The sequence below is a fragment of the Massilia pinisoli genome (genome assembly GCF_024753285.1).
GTDB lineage: Bacteria > Pseudomonadota > Gammaproteobacteria > Burkholderiales > Burkholderiaceae_D > Telluria > Telluria pinisoli.
Window position 1 is genome coordinate 60,309 of the sequence record NZ_JANUGW010000001.1, and the last position, 17,512, is coordinate 77,820.

Here is a 17,512-nt window from a genome sequence, read left to right on the forward strand (position 1 = left end):
TCGATGAAGTCGAAAAAGCTGGCCCCCGCGGTGGCCGTCGCGCTGGCGCTGCTGGCCGGTAGCGCGGGCGCGCAGCAGGCGGAGAATGGGGCGCCGTATGCCGGGGCGCAGAACGCCGGGGCGCCGAACCCCGGGGCGCCGTATCGGTGGGACAGCGTCGCCATCGGCGGTGGCGGTTTCGTCACGGCCGTCGTGCCGGCCCGTGCCGCGCCCGGCGTCGCGTACGCGCGCACGGACGTGGGCGGCGCGTACCGCTGGGACCCGCGCCGCAAGCGCTGGACCGCGCTGCTCGACTGGGTGCCGGAAGGCCGGACGGGCCTCCTCGGCGTCGATGCACTGGCCGTCGATCCTCACGACGCCGACAATCTCTGGCTTCTCGCCGGCATCGCCTACCTGAACGATGGCCGCACCGCGATCCTCCATTCGACGAACGGCGGCAAGACGTTTTCCACCGTCGACGTCACGAACCAGTTCAAGACCCACGGCAACGGCATGGGCCGCCAGGACGGTGAGCGCCTGGCCGTCGATCCGGCCGACAGCAAGGTGCTGTATGTAGGTACGCGCCGCGATGGCCTGTTCAAGAGCGCGGACGCGGGCCGCACGTGGACCCGGGTGGCCGGCTTGTCCGTGACGACGACGCCGAACGACGTGGGCATCGACTTCGTCGTGCCCGATCCCGCGAGCGTGCGCGGCGGGCAGGCGCGCCGCCTGTTCGCAGGCGTGTCGCGCTTCGGCACCGTTGGTCCGAACCTGTACCGCAGCGACGACGGCGGCGCGACGTTCCAGCCCGTGGCCGGCGCGCCCGTCGACCTGATGCCGCAGCGCGCCGTGCTCGACGGCGCGGGCAACCTCGTCGTGACGTTCGCGAACGGCGCCGGCCCGCACCCCGACCGCGCGGGCCGCGAACCGATGGACCGCGGCCAGGTGTGGAAGTATGCGATCGCGGGCGGCACGTGGACGAACATCACGCCGGCCGGCTGGACGCGTCCGTTCGCCGGCATCAGCGTCGATCCGAAAAACCCGCAGCGCCTCGTCGTCTCGACCATCAACACCTTCCTGCCGCAGGGCGACGCGAAGGGCGACCGCATCTTCCTGTCGCGCGACGGCGGCGCGAACTGGACGGACGTCGTCGCGCGCGGTTTCGTGCGCGACGACGCCGGCGTGCCGTGGCTGAAGGGCCATGCGATCCACTGGGCTGGTTCCATCGAATTCGACCCCGCCGACACGCACGCGGTGTGGGTCACGTCCGGTAATGGCGTGTTCCGCACGGCGAACATCGACGCGGCGTCCGCCACGTGGACGTTCGCCGTCGACGGACTCGAGGAGACGGTACCGCTGGACCTCGCCAGCATCCCGGGCGGCCCGCTCGTGTCGGCGATCGGCGACTACGACGGCTTCCTGCACGACGACCCGGCACGGCCGGGCCGCATCCACGAACCGCAGATCGGCACGACCACCGGCCTCGCCGTCGCCGCGAAGATGCCCCGCACGATGGTGCGCGTGGGCGACAGCATGCTCGTCACGCACGACGGCGGCGCGACGTGGACCCGGACCGCGACGCTCAAGGGCACGCGGGGCCAGGTCGCGATGTCGGCCGACGGCGCCGTCATCCTGCATGCGCCCGAGCGCGCGAAAGAGGTGTGGCGGTCGGCCGACGGGGGCGCCACGTGGACACAGGTCGCCGGTCTCGCGAAGCCGAAGATGCGCCCCGTGGCCGACGCCGTGGACCCACACGTGTTCTATGCGTACGACGACGCGGCGCTGCTCGCCAGCACGGACGGCGGCGCCACGTTCGCCCCGCGCGCGCGCCTGCCCGCGGGCGGTTCGCACCTCGTCCGCGTGGCGCCCGGCCGCGCGGGCGACGTGTGGATCGCACTGAAGAACGGGGGCCTCGTGCGCTCCGTGGACGGCGGCGCGCATGTCGCCCCGCTGGCGGCCGTGGGCTATTGCGGGGCCGTCGGCTTCGGCAAGGCGGCGCCGGGACGCGACTATCCCACCGTGTACATCTGGGGCGACGTGAAGGGCGTGCGCGGCGTCTACCGCTCGCTCGACGCGGGCGCCACCTGGACACGCATCAACGACGACGCCCACCAGTACGGCGGGCCGGGCGACGGCCAGTTCATCGTCGGCGACATGAATCGCTACGGTGTCGTCTACATGAGCACGGCCGGCCGCGGCATCGTCTACGGCAAGCCAATTTCGAATTGAACCCGCTTTACGGAACCGATTGTCATGCCCCTGCGTTGTAGCCGATTGCATCCGATGATTTCCCGCCGCCCGCTGATGGCCGTGCGCCGGGCGCTTTTCGTACTGGCGCTGGCGGGCCTTGCGTCCGCCGCGGCCGCCGCGCCCGCCGCGCCCGACCTGGTGCTGCGCTACGACAGCCCGGCGCAGGACAACGATCATGGCTGGGAACGCGAGGCACTCCCGATCGGCAATGGCCGCATTGGCGCCATGGTGTTCGGCGGCGTCGCCCGCGAGCACCTGCAGTTCAACGACATCACGCTGTGGTCGGGCGATGACAAGTCGATGGGCGCGTACCAGCCGTTCGGCGATGTCGTCGTCGACCTGCCGGGCCACGACACGGATGCGCGCGACTACCACCGCACTCTGGATCTCGCGCACGCCGTCCACGCCGTCACGTACTCGCACGGCGGTGTGCACTTCCGGCGCGAGGCGTGGGCGAGCCATCCCGCGCAGGTGATCGTGCTGCGCCTCACGGCCGACCGGCCGGGCCAATATTCCGGGTCGATCGCGCTGTCCGACCGCCACGGCGCGCACCTGACCGCGGCAGGCCAGCGGCTGTACGCGACGGGCACGCTGGCCGGCTGGACCCTGCCGGGCGAGGCGCCCACAGCGAACACGCTGGATTACGCGAGCCAGGTGCAGGTCGTGAACGACGGCGGAAAGGTCGCCATCGAGAATGGCCGCCTCGTGTTTTCCGGCTGCGATGCGCTGACGATCATCGTCGGCGCGGGCACGAGCTACGCGGCGGACGCGGCGCGGCACTTCCGCGGCGACCATCCGCTGGCGCGGGTGACGGCCCAGGTGACGGCGGCGGCAAGCCGCCCGGTCGCCGACCTGCGCGCCGACCATGAGCGCGACGTGGCGAGCCTGCTGGGCCGGGTGCAGCTGGACCTGGGCACGACCGCAGCGGAGCGCAGCGCGCTGCCGACGGACGCGCGCCTGCTCGCGTACACGAAGGCGGGCGCCGATCCGGAACTGGAAGCGCAGTACTTCCAGTACGGCCGCTACCTGCTCGTGTCGAGTTCGCGCGATTCGCTGCCCGCGAACCTGCAGGGCCTGTGGAACAACAGCGTCACGCCGCCGTGGAAGTCGGACTACCACACGAACATCAACGTCCAGATGAATTACTGGCCGACCGAGGTGACGAATCTGTCGGAAGCGGCGGACCCGTTCTTCCGCTTCGTGACGAGCGTCGCACCCATGTGGCGCCAGACGACGGCCGCCGAATTCAAGGGCCGGGACGGCAAGCCGGTGCGCGGCTGGACCGTGCGCACGGAATCGAATCCGTTCGGCGGCATGGGTTATTTGTGGAACAAGACGGCGAGCGCCTGGTATGCGCAGCACTTCTGGGAACATTATGCGTTCACGCAGGACAAGGCGTTCCTGCGCGAGGTGGCGTACCCGATGATGAAGGAGGCGAGCGCGTTCTGGCAGGATTACCTGAAGGTGCTGCCGGATGGCCGCCTCGTCGCGCCGCAGGGCTGGTCGCCGGAGCACGGTCCTGTCGAGGATGGCGTCACCTACGACCAGGAGATCGTCTGGGACCTGTTCAACAACACGGCGGAAGCGGCCCGCATCCTCGGCGTCGACGCGCCGCTCGCCGCCCGGTTGACCACAATGCGCGACAAGCTCGCCGCGCCGCGCGTGGGCAGCTGGGGCCAGCTGCTGGAGTGGCTCGACGAGAAGAAGGATCCCGTGCTCGACACGCCGGGCGACACCCACCGCCACGTGTCGCACCTGTTCGCGCTGTATCCGGGCCGCCAGATCAGCCCCGCGCGCACGCCGGCGCTCGCCGCCGCCGCCAAGCGCACGCTGGAAGCGCGCGGCGACGCGGGCACCGGTTGGTCGATGGCGTGGAAGATGGCGTTCTGGGCGCGGTTGTACGACGGCGACCACGCCTGGCGCATGCTGCGTGGCCTGCTGGCGACGCCGGGCGCGCGGGCGCGCGAACAGGCCGGCGCCGGATCGGAGCAACTGAACGCGGGCGGCACGTACCCGAACCTGCTGGACGCGCACCCGCCGTTCCAGATCGACGGCAATTTCGGCGCGACGGCGGCCATCGCGGAGATGCTGCTGCAATCGCAGGCCGGCACGATCCACCTGCTGCCCGCGCTGCCGTCCGCGTGGCCGGACGGTGAGGTGACGGGCTTGCGCGCACGGGGCGGCTTCGAAGTCGACATGCGCTGGCGTCAAGGCCGGCTCGTCACCGCGGCCGTGCGCGCGGTCGCCGCGGGCGGCACGGCGAAGGTGCGCTACGGCGACAAGACCGTGGCGCTGACGCTTCGGCCGGGCGAGCGCCGCGCGCTCGACGCCGCGCAGTTTTGACAGGCCGCACCGGCGGCCGCCTGAAAAATATGTGATGTATCTGTTCAACCCATCAGGCAGCGTGGCGGCGATCCGCCCGCTGCGCGAACCCCGACAACAACTGGAGACCCGCTTGCGCATGAAAACCCTGTCCTCCCGCCTGCTGACTGCGGGCTTCTTCCTTGCCACGTGTGCCCATGCCGCACACGCCGCGTCCGACATGCCGCGCATCGTCGGCAAGGACGGCCGCTACGCGCTGATGGTCGATGGCGCGCCGTTCCTCGTGCTGGGCGGCCAGGCCCAGAATTCGAGCAATTATCCGGCCGCGCTGCCGAAAGTCTGGGCCGCGCTGAAGGACGCGCATGCGAACACGCTCGAGATCCCCGTCGCGTGGGAACAGATCGAGCCGAAGGAAGGCACGTTCGACTTCGGCTACGTCGATAAGCTCGTCGCGCAGGCGCGCGAGCACAAGATGCGCCTCGTGCTGCTCTGGTTCGGCACCTGGAAGAACACGGGTCCGGCGTACGCGCCGGAATGGGTCAAGTTCGACAACAAGCGCTTCCCGCGCATGATCGACAAGGCCGGCAAGACGAGCTACTGCCTGTCGCCGTTCGGCGAGACTACGCTGGCCGCCGACCGCAAGGCATTCGTCGCACTGATGACGCACCTGAAGAAGATCGACGGCGACAAGCACACCGTCATCATGGTGCAGGTCGAGAACGAGGTCGGCACCTATGGCACCGTGCGCGACTTCGCGGCGCGCGCGCAGGCCGCGTTCGGCCAACCGGTGCCGGCTGCCGTCCTCGCGCACCAGCCGCCGCCGGCCGGCCGGCCGAAGCAGGGCACATGGAGCGAAGTGTACGGCGACTACGCCGACCAGTACTTCCACACGTGGGCGATCGCCTCCTACATCGAGGACATCGCGAAGGCGGGCCGTTCGGTGTACGATCTGCCGATGTACGTGAACAATGCGCTGCGCGATCCGCACGTGGGCGAGCCGACGCCGCCGTGGAAGGGCGACTTCGCCAGCGGCGGCCCGACCTATGACGTGATCGGCATCTACAAGGGCGCCGCGCCCCACATCGACTTCGCCGCGCCCGACATCTACATGCCGGAATCGAAGAAGGTCAGCGCCACGCTGCAACTGTTCCAGCGCCCGGACAATCCGCTGATGGTGCCCGAGATGGGCAACGCGGCCGGCTATGCGCGCTATGTCTACGAGATCATCGGCAAGGGTGCGCTCGGCGTTGCGCCGTTCGGTATCGATTACGCGTCGTACAGCAACTACCCGCTCGGCTCGAAGTACACGGACAAGCGCATGGTCGAGCCGTTCGCCAAGGTCTACGACGTGTTCGCACCGATGCAGCGCGTGTGGGCGAAGTGGGCTTCGGAAGGGCGCACGTACGGCGCGGCCGAGGGCGACGACCGCGGCGCCCAGACCATCGCGATGAACGGTTGGGATGCGCGCCTGTCGTACCGCGAATTCCAGTTCGGCGAGCGCGACCCGCACGCACAGACCAACGATTATCCGGACGGGACGGAGAAGCCGTCCGGCGGCGCCGCCATCGCGCAGATCGGCCCGGACGAATTCGTCATCGTGGGCCAGCAGGTGCGCGTGACGCTGTCGGGCAACGGGCCGAACGCCGGCAAGCCGGCGATGCACGCGCGTGTGGAAGAAGGCCATTTCGAGTCGGACGGCAAGTGGGTCATGGAGCGCAACTGGAACGGCGACCAGACCGACTACGGCCTGAACCTGCCGGCCGCGCCGACCGTGCTGAAGGTCCGGATGGGAACGTATTGAACCTATGCGACGATCGAATCAACCTGGAGACACCACCATGCATTTGACCCGTATCGCGGCCGCCGCGCTGCTGCTCGCCGCCGGCGGACAGGCCTTCGCGGCCACCGTCCAGAAGACCGCCAGCGGCATCGACGTCCATCCGGACGCCGGCCCGGCGAAGCTCGTGCGCCTCGAACTGATGGCGGATAACATCGTCCACGTCGTCAAGCTGGACACGGCGGACAAGCCACTGACGCCGTCGCTGATGACGGTCGCGAAGCCGTGCGGCTGCGCGTTCACGGTCGCGCAAGCCAAGGACGCCGTCACGCTGAAGGCGCGCAAGGTGTCGGCGCGCGTGTCGCTGAAGGACGGCCAGGTGCGCTTCTTCGACGCCGCCGGCAAGCCTTTCCTCACGCAGGCCGCGGAAGCCATGAAGCCCGTGACGGTGGGCGGCAAGCCGTTCCTCGCGATCGAGGAAGGCTTCAACTATGGCACGAAGGACGCGTTCTACGGGCTGGGCCAGCACCAGAACGCCCAGATGAACTACAACGGCGAAGACGTCCTGCTGCAGCAGCACAATATGATCGCGTCGGTGCCGTTCGTCGTCTCCGACAAGAACTATGGCGTCCTGTGGGACAACAACTCGATCTCGCGCTTCGGCGATCCGACGCCGTACGCATGGCTGTCGCGCGACCTGGCGCTGACGGACGCCGACGGCAAGCCGGGCGGCCTCACGGCGCGCTACTACATCGACGGCAAGTTGGCGCTCACACGGCAGGAAAAGGACATCGCGTACCAGTACCTGAAGGACGTGGCCGAGCACTGGCCGAAAGAGCTGCCGCCGCTGAAGGCGCTGGGCGGCAAGGACGTCAAGGTCGTGTGGGACGGCGCGATGGCGAGCCCGAAGGCCGGCGTGCACAAGATGCAGCTGTACGCGTCCGACTACGCGACGCTCACCGTGGGCGGCAAGCAGGTGACGGATGTGTGGCGCCAGGGCTGGAACCCGTGGTACCACAACTTCGAAGTGACGTTCGAGAAGGACAAGCCGGTCCCGCTGCACCTGGAGTGGAAGCCGTCGGGCGGCATGGTCGCGATGACGCACAACGATCCGCTGCCGGCGCCCGCGCGCCATTCGCTGACCTTGTCGTCCGAGATCGCGGAGGCCATCAACTATTACGTGATCAGCGCCGACAATATGGACAACGTGATCGGTGGCTACCGCCTGCTCACGGGCCAGCAGCCGATGATGCCGAAGTGGGCATACGGCTTCTGGCAGTCGCGCCAGCGCTACGAGACGCAGCAGCAGTTGCTCGATACGGTGGCGGAATACCGCAAGCGCGGCTGGCCGCTCGATAACATCGTGCAGGACTGGTTCTACTGGCCGGAAGACGGCTGGGGCTCGCACGACTTCGACAAGGTCCGCTTCCCCGATCCGCAGGGCATGGTGGACGCCGTGCACAAGCAGCACGCGCACATCATGATCTCCATCTGGGGCAAGTTCTACGCCAATACCGACAACTACAAGGAGCTGGCGGCGAAGGGCCATATGTGGACGAAGAACGTCGAGGACGGCGCGCTGGACTGGGTCGGCAAAGGCTACAAGAACAGCCACTACGATCCGTACACGCAGGAAGCGCGCGACATCTATTACCGCCAGCTGCAGCACAAGCTCGTGGACAAGGGCTTCGACGCCTGGTGGATGGACAACACGGAACCGGACGTCCTGTCGAACTCGCGCCTGGAAGATTTCAAAAAGCTGATCGGCCCGACCGTCTACGGCCCCGGCGAGATCACGTTCAACCCGTACAGCCTCGTGCACTCGGGCGGCATGGTCGACGGCCTGCGCCGCGACCAGCCGGACAAGCGCCAGTTCATCCTGTCGCGCTCGGGCTTCGCCGGCATCCAGCGCAACTCGGTCGCCGTGTGGAGCGGCGACACGGCCGGTCGCTGGAACAACCTGTACGACCAGATCGCGTCCGGCGTGAACTTCTCGATGTCCGGCATTCCGAACTGGACGCACGACATCGGCGGCTATGCGCAGGAAAACCGGTTCCAGTACGGCGACGTGGGCTCCGCGCAGGAAAACCGCGCGACGACGAACGACCAGGCCAAGCCGGAAGACATGAAGGAGTGGCGCGAGCTGAACCTGCGCTGGTTCCAGTTCGGCGCGTTCTCCCCGCTGTTCCGCTCGCACGGCGAAGTCGTCAAGCGCGAGATCTACAACATCGCCGCGGGCGACGACGCGATGCGCGATTCGATGGTCGGCTACCTGAAGCTGCGCTACCGCCTCATGCCGTACATCTACTCGATGGCGGCGGACACGCACTACGAGAACGGCACCATGATGCGCGGCCTCGTGATGGACTTCCCCCGCGACGACAAGGTCAAGGATATCAAGGACCAGTACCTGTTCGGCCACGCGCTGATGGTGGCGCCCGTGACGAGCTATGGCGCGCGCGAGCGCACCGTGTACTTCCCGTCCGGCGCCGACTGGTACGACTTCGACACGGGCAAGCGCTACGCCGGCGGCACGACGGCCACCGTGCCGGCACCGTTGAACCGCATCCCCGTGTTCGTGCGTACGGGCGCCGTGATCCCGACTGGCCCTGTCACGCAATACGTCGACGAGAAGCCCGATGCGCCGCTCGTGCTGCAGGTGTACGCAGGCGCCAGCGGCGAGGCGAGCCTCTACGAGGACGACGGCGTGACGAACGCCTACGCGCGCGGCGAGTACAGCCGCATCCCGTTCCGCTACGACGACAAGACGGGCACCGTGAAGATCGGCGCGCGCACCGGCAAGTACAAGGGCATGCCGCAGACGCGCCAGATCAAGGTGCGCCTGCTGAAGCCCGGCGTGGCGACAAGCGCGAACATGGACGCGGCCGACAAGACCGTGACCTATGACGGCAAGCCGGTGACCGTGAAGCTGTGATGACAACACGGAGGCGCACGCACGCCTCCATTCCTGAAAGCTGCAAGATGAAACGATCGACTCTCACTTTTGCCCTGGCCGCGCTGCTGCACGCAGGCCTGGCCAGCGCCGGCGTCGCCGTCGCTCCCACCGACAAGAACCTCCAGTACACGGGCCGCATCGATTTTTCCGCGCCCGCGGCGCCCGTCATCACGTGGCCCAACACGGCCATTGCGGGCAACTTCACGGGCACGTCGCTGTCCGTGACGCTGGACGACGAACGGGGCAAGAACTACTTCAACGTGTTCATCGACGGCGACACGGCGGCCCCGCTGATCATCGAGGCCGCGCAGGGCACGAAGGCGTACGAAGTCGCGGCTGGCCTCCCGCCCGGCAAGCACAGCTTCCTGATCACGAAGCGCACGGAAGGCGAGGAGGGCGCGACCACGTTCCGGGGGCTGGAGCTCGCCGACGGCGGCCAGATGCTGGCACCGCCCGAGCGTCCGAAGCGGCGCATCGAGGTCTTTGGCGATTCCATCACGAGCGGTATGGGCGACGAAGCGCCGATGAACGCCCGCGACGACGTCATCCGCGACAAGAACAGCTACCTGTCGTACGCCGCCATCACGGCGCGCAACCTGAACGCGGAATTGCACCAGACGTCGCAGAGCGGCATCGGCGTCATGATCAGCTGGTTCCCGTTCACGATGCCGGATTTTTACGACCAGCTGAGCGCCGTCGGCAACAACGACACGCACTGGGACTTCTCCAGCTGGACGCCGGATGTCGTCGTCATCAACCTGATGCAGAACGACCGCTGGCTGATCGGCGACAAGCACCAGCTGCAGCCGGAACCGAACGACGCCCAGCGCGTCGCCGCCTACGAGACGTTCGTCAAGCGCATCCGCCAGCTGTACCCGAAGGCGTACATCGTGTGCGCGCTGGGCAGCATGGACGCGACGCGCCCCGGCTCGCAGTGGCCGGGCTACATCAAGTCGGCGGTGGAAGACATGCGCAAGCACGGCGACGCGCGCATCGATTCGGTGTTCTTCCCGTTCACCGGCTACGCCGCCCACCCGCGCCTGAAGCACCAGCGCGACAACGCCGCGGTCCTCACGGCGTTCATCAAGAAGAAAGTGGGCTGGTAAGTGGGCTGATAAGCGCGCCCGGTCAGCGTGTCAGCGACTGCAGCGCGGCCGCCACGTACACGAGCGGCGCGTTCCAGTTGATGGCGACTTCGTTGCTGGCGTAGCTGCACGCATCGTCCAGGTACGACAGCGCAGGCGCGCTCGCCGCGTACGACACGTGGCAATCCTTGCGATCCTGCTGGCCCGGGTTCGGTCCGCCCACGAGCCAGCCGGGAACGGGTGCCGCGATGCCGTCCGCCACGGACGGCCGGTGGTGCGGATGCATGGGCGACCGGGCACCGAAGCCCGTCACATAACTCATCCCGAGCGGATTGCGGCCCAGCGTGTAGTCGAGGGCCGATTGCGCCGCCTCCAGGTACTCGGCCTTGTTCGTGATGCGGTAGGCCTGTACGAGCATCATGGCCTGGTTCAGGGCGACGGCATTACTGCCCCAGACGAAGTCGGACGTAACCAGCGCCAGGCGGACGGGCGACGCCTGGCGGCGCGCCAGCAACGTGTCGGCCGCGGCGAGGATCTGGCGGCGCGCGCCGTCGGCGTCACTTGGATGCGGCAGGCGCGCGCGCTGCTGCGCGAGCGAGATCCAGCCGAGCGGACGCACCTCGTTCCAGCCGGGCGCCGTCTGCACGGCCGGCGCGGCGGCCAAGGCGCGGGTCCGGTATTCGTCCTTGCCCGTCGCAATGTACAGTTCCGACGCCGCCCACGAGAACTCGTCGTCGAGATGCTCGTCGTCGTACTTGCCCGTGGCGACGTCCGGCGGCTGGCGGTAGGTCGTGGCCGGGTGACGTTGCGCCCAGCGCCATGCCGCCTCCGCCGCCGCCAGATAACGCTGCGAGCGGCCAGGCGCTTGCGCGTCGAACGGCGCCAGCACGCGGCTGGCCGTGGCCATCACCGCGGCGAAATCGAGGGCCGCGGCCGTCGTCTTTTGCACGACGTAGCGCGGCGCGTTCGCCTGGTCCGGCATCACCATGCCGTCGAACTGCTTGTTCGTCAGCTTGTGGTACACGCCGCCGTCGTCCGGGTCCTGCATCGTGGCCATCCAGTCGAGGTTCCACAATGCCTCGTTGAGGATGTCCGGGACGCCGTTGCCGGATTCCGGCAGGTGCAGCGCGAGCTTGTCGAACCAGGCGGGGAAGTGTTCGTACGCGGCCAGCAAGGTGTACGTGCTGATGCCGGAGTTGACGATGTATTTGTTGTAGTCGCCCGCGTCGTACCAGCCTTTCGGACTCGCGATCACGGTGCCTGCCGGCCGTTTGGCCGAGGCGGCCGATTCGTGCACGAGCACCTTGTCGTCCGGATGGCCCGCCGCGCGCGCGTACGGGCCCGCGACGCGCGCGTCGAGCGCGACGCCCGCGCGCTGCAGCGTGTACGCGTGCAGCGCGCCCGCGTCGAGCGCGCGGTACGCGTCGCCGGCGATCGCGAACGGCGGCGATTCCGGTTGGTCCGCGACGCGGATCCGGTACGTGCCGGCCTTGCGCAGGCGCGAGAAATCGGCAAGGCGTATCGTTTCGCCGGACGCATCCCACGTTGCGGCGGGGCCCAGTCTGCCCGCGAATACGGTCTTGCCGCTCGCCGCGTCCGTGACCTGGAACCGGTCGCCCGCGCCGGCCGGCACGACGGCCAGCTTTTGCGCGGACGGGAGGAAGCCGAGCTGGTTGACTTCGATGCCGGCGGCGTGGGCGGCGCCCGTGGCGAACAGCGCCGCGCAGGCGCACAGGATGGGGAAGCGCGCGGCTTCCGTCGGTTGGTGCATTGGGGTCTCCGGGATGATTGTCGTTTCGCGGCGCGCGGAACCGGCCCGGCGAACTGAAAACGGTTTGATCGTACCTTGCCGCCAAACCCCGCGTCAATCATTCCCATTTCAAACGGCGCCCGTCAATACTGGGCCCGTTCGTCGCCGGACGCCGCCGCGATGTCGATTGCCGTGCCGCGCGATCCGGGTAATAATGCAGTGATCGAACTAATCCACGCCACCGAGAGGATGCCCTTGAAATCACGTATTCTGCTTTGCGCGCTGCTGCTGGCCGGCGGTGTCGCCGCGGCCGCACCGGCCGACCGTTTCGACGTGGCCGTCACGGCCGACGACCTGCCGGCCCACGGCAGCCTGCCGCCGGGCATGACGCGGGTCGGCATCGCGCAATCGTACGTCGACACATTGAAGGCGCATCGTGTGCCGGAAGCGTGGGGCTTCGTCAACGCCGTGAGCCTCGGCACGGAGCCGGCCGGCGCGCAGGCGCTCGAGGTGTGGCGCCGCGCCGGCTACCCGCTCGGCAACCACGCGTACAGCCACATGGGGTTGTCGCGCGGGGCGCCGTCGCTGGCGGCGTGGGAGGCGGACGTCACCGCCAACGAGCCGACTTTGGAAAAATACATGGCCGGCCACGACTGGCACGTGCTGCGCTTCCCGTTCCTCGACGCGGCCGGCAGCGGCGAGCGCCACGACGGCGCGATCGCGTGGCTGAAGGCGCACGGCTACCGCATCGCCGACGTCACGCTCGGCTTCGACGACTGGGCGTACACGGACACGTACGCGCGCTGCGTGGCGAAGGGCGACGAGGCCGCGATCGCCGGCATGAAGACGAGTTATTACCGCCGCATCGACCAGCAGATCGCGCGCACGAAGGCGATGTCGCAGCGCGTGTACGGGCGCATGATCCCGCAGGTGCTGCTCACGCATATGGGGGGCTGGAGCGCCGTCACCTTGCCGGAAGTGATGAAGCGACTGGACGCGGCCGGCGCGCGCTACGTCACCCTTGACAAGGTGCAGGCCGACGCCGCCTACCGCGCACCGAGCCCGCGCGCGGGCGAGGGCGCGCTGATCGAGCGCCACGCGCAGGACGCGGGCATCGACCTGGCCGGGCTGCCCGCCGTGGAGCCGGTCGGTGGCCTGGACAAGCTGTGCCGCTGATCGCGGCCCGCGGCGGAACTAGGACAGGGGCAGCACCATCGCCTGTTCGAACGTCGCCCGGCCCGCCATCGGTACGGGCGCACCGACGTCGGTGAAACCCATGCGCCGGTAAAGCCGCGGGGCCGCGCCATCGCCGGCCGTCACGTCGAGACGGAGTTCGGATGCCTTGCGCGCACGGGCCCAGTTGATGGCGGCGTCGAGCAGCGCGGCGCCGACGCCGCCTCCGCGCGCCTCGGGCGCCACCCACACCTGGTACACGCTCGCGTGCTCGCCTTCCATCTTGACCCAGGCGAGGCCCACGGGCGTGCCGTCCACTTCGGCCGCGAACGGCCAGCCCTGTTTGTGGGCGCCGAGCGCGGGCGCGGCCAGACGCGCGGCCCAGATGTCGTCCGTGCGTTGCACTTCCTCGGCATGGGTGCTGCCGAATGCCTGAGGCGAATCGGCCAGCGCGCGCAGGCGCAGGTCGCGGTAGATGGGCCAGTCGTCGGGGTGCAGGGTGCGGATGGCGGGCATGTAGGGGTCCGTTGATGAGGAAGTCTGATCATAATGGAAATTGGCGCGGCCGGCTGGGAGCGGCATTTGCATGGGGGCGCCGGATCGGTTAGCATCCGCGGCATGACTTTCCTGAACGTTCCCTACGCAGAAAAAGACGAAGCCCGCGCCCTCGGCGCACGCTGGAATCCCGGCCGCAAGCGCTGGTACGTGCCGGACGGCGTCGCCCTCGAACGCTTCCAGAAATGGCTGAAGGAAGGCAGCTCGGGCGGCCGCGTGAATTCGGCCGCGGCCAAGCCCGTCGTGGGTGCGAACTACGTCGAACTCCCGCACGCCTGTAACCCGTTCGAGCCGTGCGCCGAATGCGCGCAGGCGCTCGCGGGCACGCCGTGGCAGCAGGCGCGCGCAGCATTGGCCGCCACGGTGGCGGCGCTCGGCAAGCGCTAGGGCCTCCCGAGCACGCCCAGCACGGCCAGGCTCATGGCTTCGGCGGCCGTCTTGATCGACGGCGCCGGCACGGGCGCATAAAACGGCGAGTGGTTGAACGCGAGCGGCTTGCCGCCCGGGCGCTGCGCCGCCGCGACGGCGTCCGCCGGGTACACGCCCGTAAAGAAGAACATCGAGGGAATGCCCTCGTTCGCGTACACGGAAAAATCCTCGCTGGCCGTCATCGCGGGCATCCGCACGGCGTTTTGCGGGCCGAACGCGTCGCGGAACACGGCTTCCGTGCGGCGCACGAGCGCGTCGTCGTTGACGATGGCGGCGCCGCCCGGAATCAGGCGCACGTCGGGCGCCGGCGCGCCGGCCATCGCGGCGGACGCATTGGCCACGCGGCGCACGCCGTCCAGCAGCTTGGCCCGCACGTCCGGGCTGTACGAGCGGATCGTGCCGCGCACCTGCACCGTGTCGGGGATGATGTTGCCGACCGTGCCGCCCTGGATCGCGCCGATCGTCACGACGCCGAACTCCTTCGGATCCTTTTCGCGGCTGACGACGGTCTGCACGTCGACGATGAAGCGGGCCGCGATGGCGATGGGGTCGATGGCCTTGTCAGGCGCCGAGCCGTGGCCGCCACGGCCATTGAACTTGATCTCGAGCGCATCCGAGTTCGACGACACGGGGCCGCTCTCGAATCCGACGGTGCCGTACGCGAGCGGCCAGGAATGCAGGGCGAACGCGTAGTCGGGTTTCGGGAAGCGCTTGAACAGGCCGTCTTCCACCATGGCGCGCGCGCCGGACACGGTTTCCTCGGCCGGCTGCGCGATGAACATCAGCGTGCCGTGCCACTCTCCCTTCAGTTCGACCAGCGTGCGCGCGGCGCCCAGCCACGCGGCCATGTGGACGTCGTGGCCGCAGCTGTGCGCCGTGAACGTGGCGCCGTCGCGCGTGCGCTCGCGGCTCGCGTACGGCAGGCCCGTCTTTTCCTCCATCGGCAGGCCGTCCAACTCAGTGCGCACGAGGATCGTGGGACCGGGGCCGTTGCGCAGCAGGGCGACCAGGCCCGTGCGCCCGACTTTCTCCGTCACGTCGAACCCCAGCTTGCGCATCGCCTGAGCGAGCTTGTCCGCCGTGCGCACTTCCTGGAACGCGATCTCCGGATGCGCATGCAAGTCCTGGTAGGCGCCTTCCAGCCACGGATACATGCCGTCGACGCGGCCCGCGACCTGCGTCTTCAGGGGCGCGGCGGTTTGCGCGCTGGCGCCGCCGGCCAATGCCAGCAGCAGGAGGGAAACGGTGGAAGCTTTCAAGCGGGCCTCATCGAACGGTAACGAAAAGGCAAGGCTAGCATGGTCCCGTCAGGCCGTGCAAACGCGATTGCGCCCGGCGTGCTTGGCAGTGTACAGCGCGCGGTCGGCCGCTTGCAGCAAGGTGGCCGCATCGTCGCCGTTGGCCGGCCACACGGCGATACCGAACGACGCCGTCACGTCCGGCAGCAGCGTGTCGCCATGGTGCAGTTCGAGCGCCGCGATGGTCGCGCGGATGGTTTCCGCGCTGCGCACGGCTGCGGCGGCGTCGCACTCGGGCAGCACGAGCACGAGCTCTTCCCCGCCGTAGCGGCAGGCGACGTCGCTGCGCCGCACGCCCTCGCGCAGGACCTGGCCGACGGCGCGCAGGACGATGTCGCCCGCCTCGTGGCCGTACGTGTCGTTCATGCGCTTGAAGTGATCGAGGTCGATCATCACGAGGGCCAGCGCCGCGCGCTTGCGTTCGGCGCGGAACAGTTCGCGGCGCAGGGTCTCGTCGAAGTAGCGCCGGTTGTACAGGCCCGTGAGTTCGTCGACCGTGGACTGGCGCCGCAGGACTTCGCGCAAATTGATGTTGCTGGTGCCGAGCGCCAGCTGTTCGCTGATGGCGTTGGCGGCTGCCTGGTCCGACGCCGAGTCCGGGCCCGCCGGCACGCTCGCGACGAGCAGTCCCAGCACCTCGCCTTGCGAAATCATCGGGACGCACAGGTCCGCGTGACCTGGCGCGCCGTCGCCGCAATGCGGGCAGCGCAGGCCGGCGCCCGGCTCGGCGACGTGCATGCGACCGAAGCGCAGGCTCCAGCACTGGGCAGGGCTGACGAGGTCCGGGTGGTGGACGGCGCCGCCCCATGTCGCGACGCGCTGCAGGAAGTCGCGCGAATGTCGGTACAGGTACACCGCGCCCGCGCTGCCGGGCAGCAGCTGGGGCAGGAAGCCCGGGAGCACGTCGCGCAGCTCGTCCGCGCGCGTCAGGCTGTCCATCGCCTGCAGCATTTCCGCGGTGACGGCGAGGCGCTGGCTGCGCGCCTGGCTGGCGCGCGCCTGTTCGGCATGGTCCTCGGCCTGGCGCCGCGCCAGGTCGGCGGCCTGTGCGCGCCCGCGCAGGCTGCGCCTGACCACATACAGCGCCACGCCGATCATGAGGGCGCTCGCGGCGCTGGCGAGGATGCCGAGCAAGGTGTTGTAGCCGAGCGTGGTGGCAAGGCGGTCGCGCAGCGTGTGGCGGTCGCGCTCCAGCGCGTCGACACGGTCGCCGATCAGGGCGCGCAGGCGGTCCATGTACGTCTTGCCCGTACGGTCCCCGACGGCGGCCGCCGCGGCCGGGAGCCCGTCGGTGCGGCGCAGGGCGATCGTTCGGGCCAGTTCGTCGAGCTTGAGGTGGACGTAGCGGTCGATCTCGGCCTGCGTCGCGCGTTCATCCGGTCCGTCCGCCAGCGGCGCGAGCCTGCGCAGCGCGTCCGGCATCTCCGCCGTGGCCGAGTCGTAGGGCGCGAGGAATGACGCGTCTCCCGTGATGACGTAGCCGCGCTGGCCCGTCTCCGCATCTTTCAGCAAGTCGAGCAGGTGATCGTAGGCGTGCGCCTTGTCGGAGACGTTCTTCAGCGCCACCATGGTGCTGTCGGCCTCGCGGCTGCTGACGAAGGGCAGGGCGGCCAGGCAGGCGACGATCAGCAGGATGACGGCCGCGAGCCAGTACAGGCCGGGGTCGCGCGTGCCCGTGCGGCTGTCGGTCGGCTGCGTGTCGTTCACCTGCAAAATCGTTCTCCTCGTTGGGTCAGGCGGCTGGTTGCGCGCCGCCGCGTCGTTATTTTGTCTCACCGACATCGATACATCCAAACGCCAAATAACGAAAATGACGACGTGGCGGTGGAATCATGCCGATCGCCCTCCCGCCTGGCGATGATCTGCCGGATTTGCCGGAGATTGCGAAAAAAGCGTTGCCGTCGATAAATCGCGGCGAGTCGGCGGTGCTATAGTAGC

The 17,512-nt window shown here is 68.9% G+C and carries 11 protein-coding genes; 7 read left to right on the forward strand and 4 right to left on the reverse strand.

The features are described 5' to 3' along the window. The first annotated feature begins 3 nt into the window (after positions 1-3). The 5 genes from NX784_RS00255 (at position 4) to NX784_RS00275 (ending at position 10,390) form a co-directional block, all read left to right on the forward strand. Complete coding sequence (locus NX784_RS00255; RefSeq protein ID WP_258814664.1) at positions 4-2,208, forward strand: beta propeller repeat protein; 2,205 nt, start codon at positions 4-6, stop codon at positions 2,206-2,208. A 54-nt stretch (positions 2,209-2,262) separates the two neighbouring features. Continuing rightward, complete coding sequence (locus NX784_RS00260) at positions 2,263-4,572, forward strand: glycoside hydrolase family 95 protein (RefSeq protein WP_258814665.1); 2,310 nt, start codon at positions 2,263-2,265, stop codon at positions 4,570-4,572. 118 nt (positions 4,573-4,690) lie between these two features. Then, positions 4,691-6,352: a GH35 family beta-galactosidase gene (locus tag NX784_RS00265; RefSeq protein ID WP_258814666.1), complete on the forward strand. Its 1,662-nt coding sequence runs from the start codon at positions 4,691-4,693 to the stop codon at positions 6,350-6,352. 37 nt (positions 6,353-6,389) lie between these two features. Continuing rightward, positions 6,390-9,263 (forward strand): glycoside hydrolase family 31 protein, encoded by a 2,874-nt coding sequence (locus NX784_RS00270; RefSeq protein ID WP_258814667.1) that lies wholly within the window; start codon positions 6,390-6,392, stop codon positions 9,261-9,263. 47 nt (positions 9,264-9,310) lie between these two features. Then, positions 9,311-10,390, forward strand: coding sequence for an SGNH/GDSL hydrolase family protein (locus tag NX784_RS00275; RefSeq protein WP_258814668.1), 1,080 nt, complete (start codon positions 9,311-9,313; stop codon positions 10,388-10,390). A 22-nt stretch (positions 10,391-10,412) separates the two neighbouring features. Here NX784_RS00275 and NX784_RS00280 read toward each other — a convergent pair whose 3' ends face one another. Continuing rightward, on the reverse strand, positions 10,413-12,140 hold the full coding sequence (locus NX784_RS00280; RefSeq protein WP_258814669.1) for a glycoside hydrolase family 9 protein: 1,728 nt from the start codon (positions 12,138-12,140) through the stop codon (positions 10,413-10,415). Between the two features lie 234 nt (positions 12,141-12,374). On the opposite strand from NX784_RS00280, the gene NX784_RS00285 reads away from it, so the two are divergent. Then, positions 12,375-13,295 (forward strand): polysaccharide deacetylase family protein, encoded by a 921-nt coding sequence (locus NX784_RS00285; RefSeq protein WP_258814670.1) that lies wholly within the window; start codon positions 12,375-12,377, stop codon positions 13,293-13,295. An 18-nt stretch (positions 13,296-13,313) separates the two neighbouring features. Here NX784_RS00285 and NX784_RS00290 read toward each other — a convergent pair whose 3' ends face one another. After that, entirely contained in the window at positions 13,314-13,808 is a 495-nt protein-coding gene (locus NX784_RS00290; protein ID WP_258814671.1) for a GNAT family N-acetyltransferase, read from the reverse strand. Positions 13,809-13,910: 102 nt separating this feature from the next. Here NX784_RS00290 and NX784_RS00295 point away from each other — a divergent pair, with 102 nt between their 5' ends. Further along, the gene (locus tag NX784_RS00295) at positions 13,911-14,234 is read left to right on the forward strand and encodes a DUF5710 domain-containing protein (protein ID WP_258814672.1); all 324 of its coding nucleotides are present in this window, start codon (positions 13,911-13,913) and stop codon (positions 14,232-14,234) included. On the opposite strand, the gene NX784_RS00300 is transcribed toward NX784_RS00295, so the two are convergent. Continuing rightward, entirely contained in the window at positions 14,231-15,535 is a 1,305-nt protein-coding gene (locus tag NX784_RS00300; RefSeq protein ID WP_370662897.1) for an amidohydrolase, read from the reverse strand. The genes NX784_RS00295 and NX784_RS00300 overlap by 4 nt on opposite strands. A 48-nt stretch (positions 15,536-15,583) precedes the next feature. Continuing rightward, a complete protein-coding gene (locus NX784_RS00305) occupies positions 15,584-17,281 on the reverse strand; it encodes a sensor domain-containing diguanylate cyclase (RefSeq protein ID WP_258814673.1) in 1,698 nt (565 codons plus the stop codon). Positions 17,282-17,512: the final 231 nt, after the last annotated feature.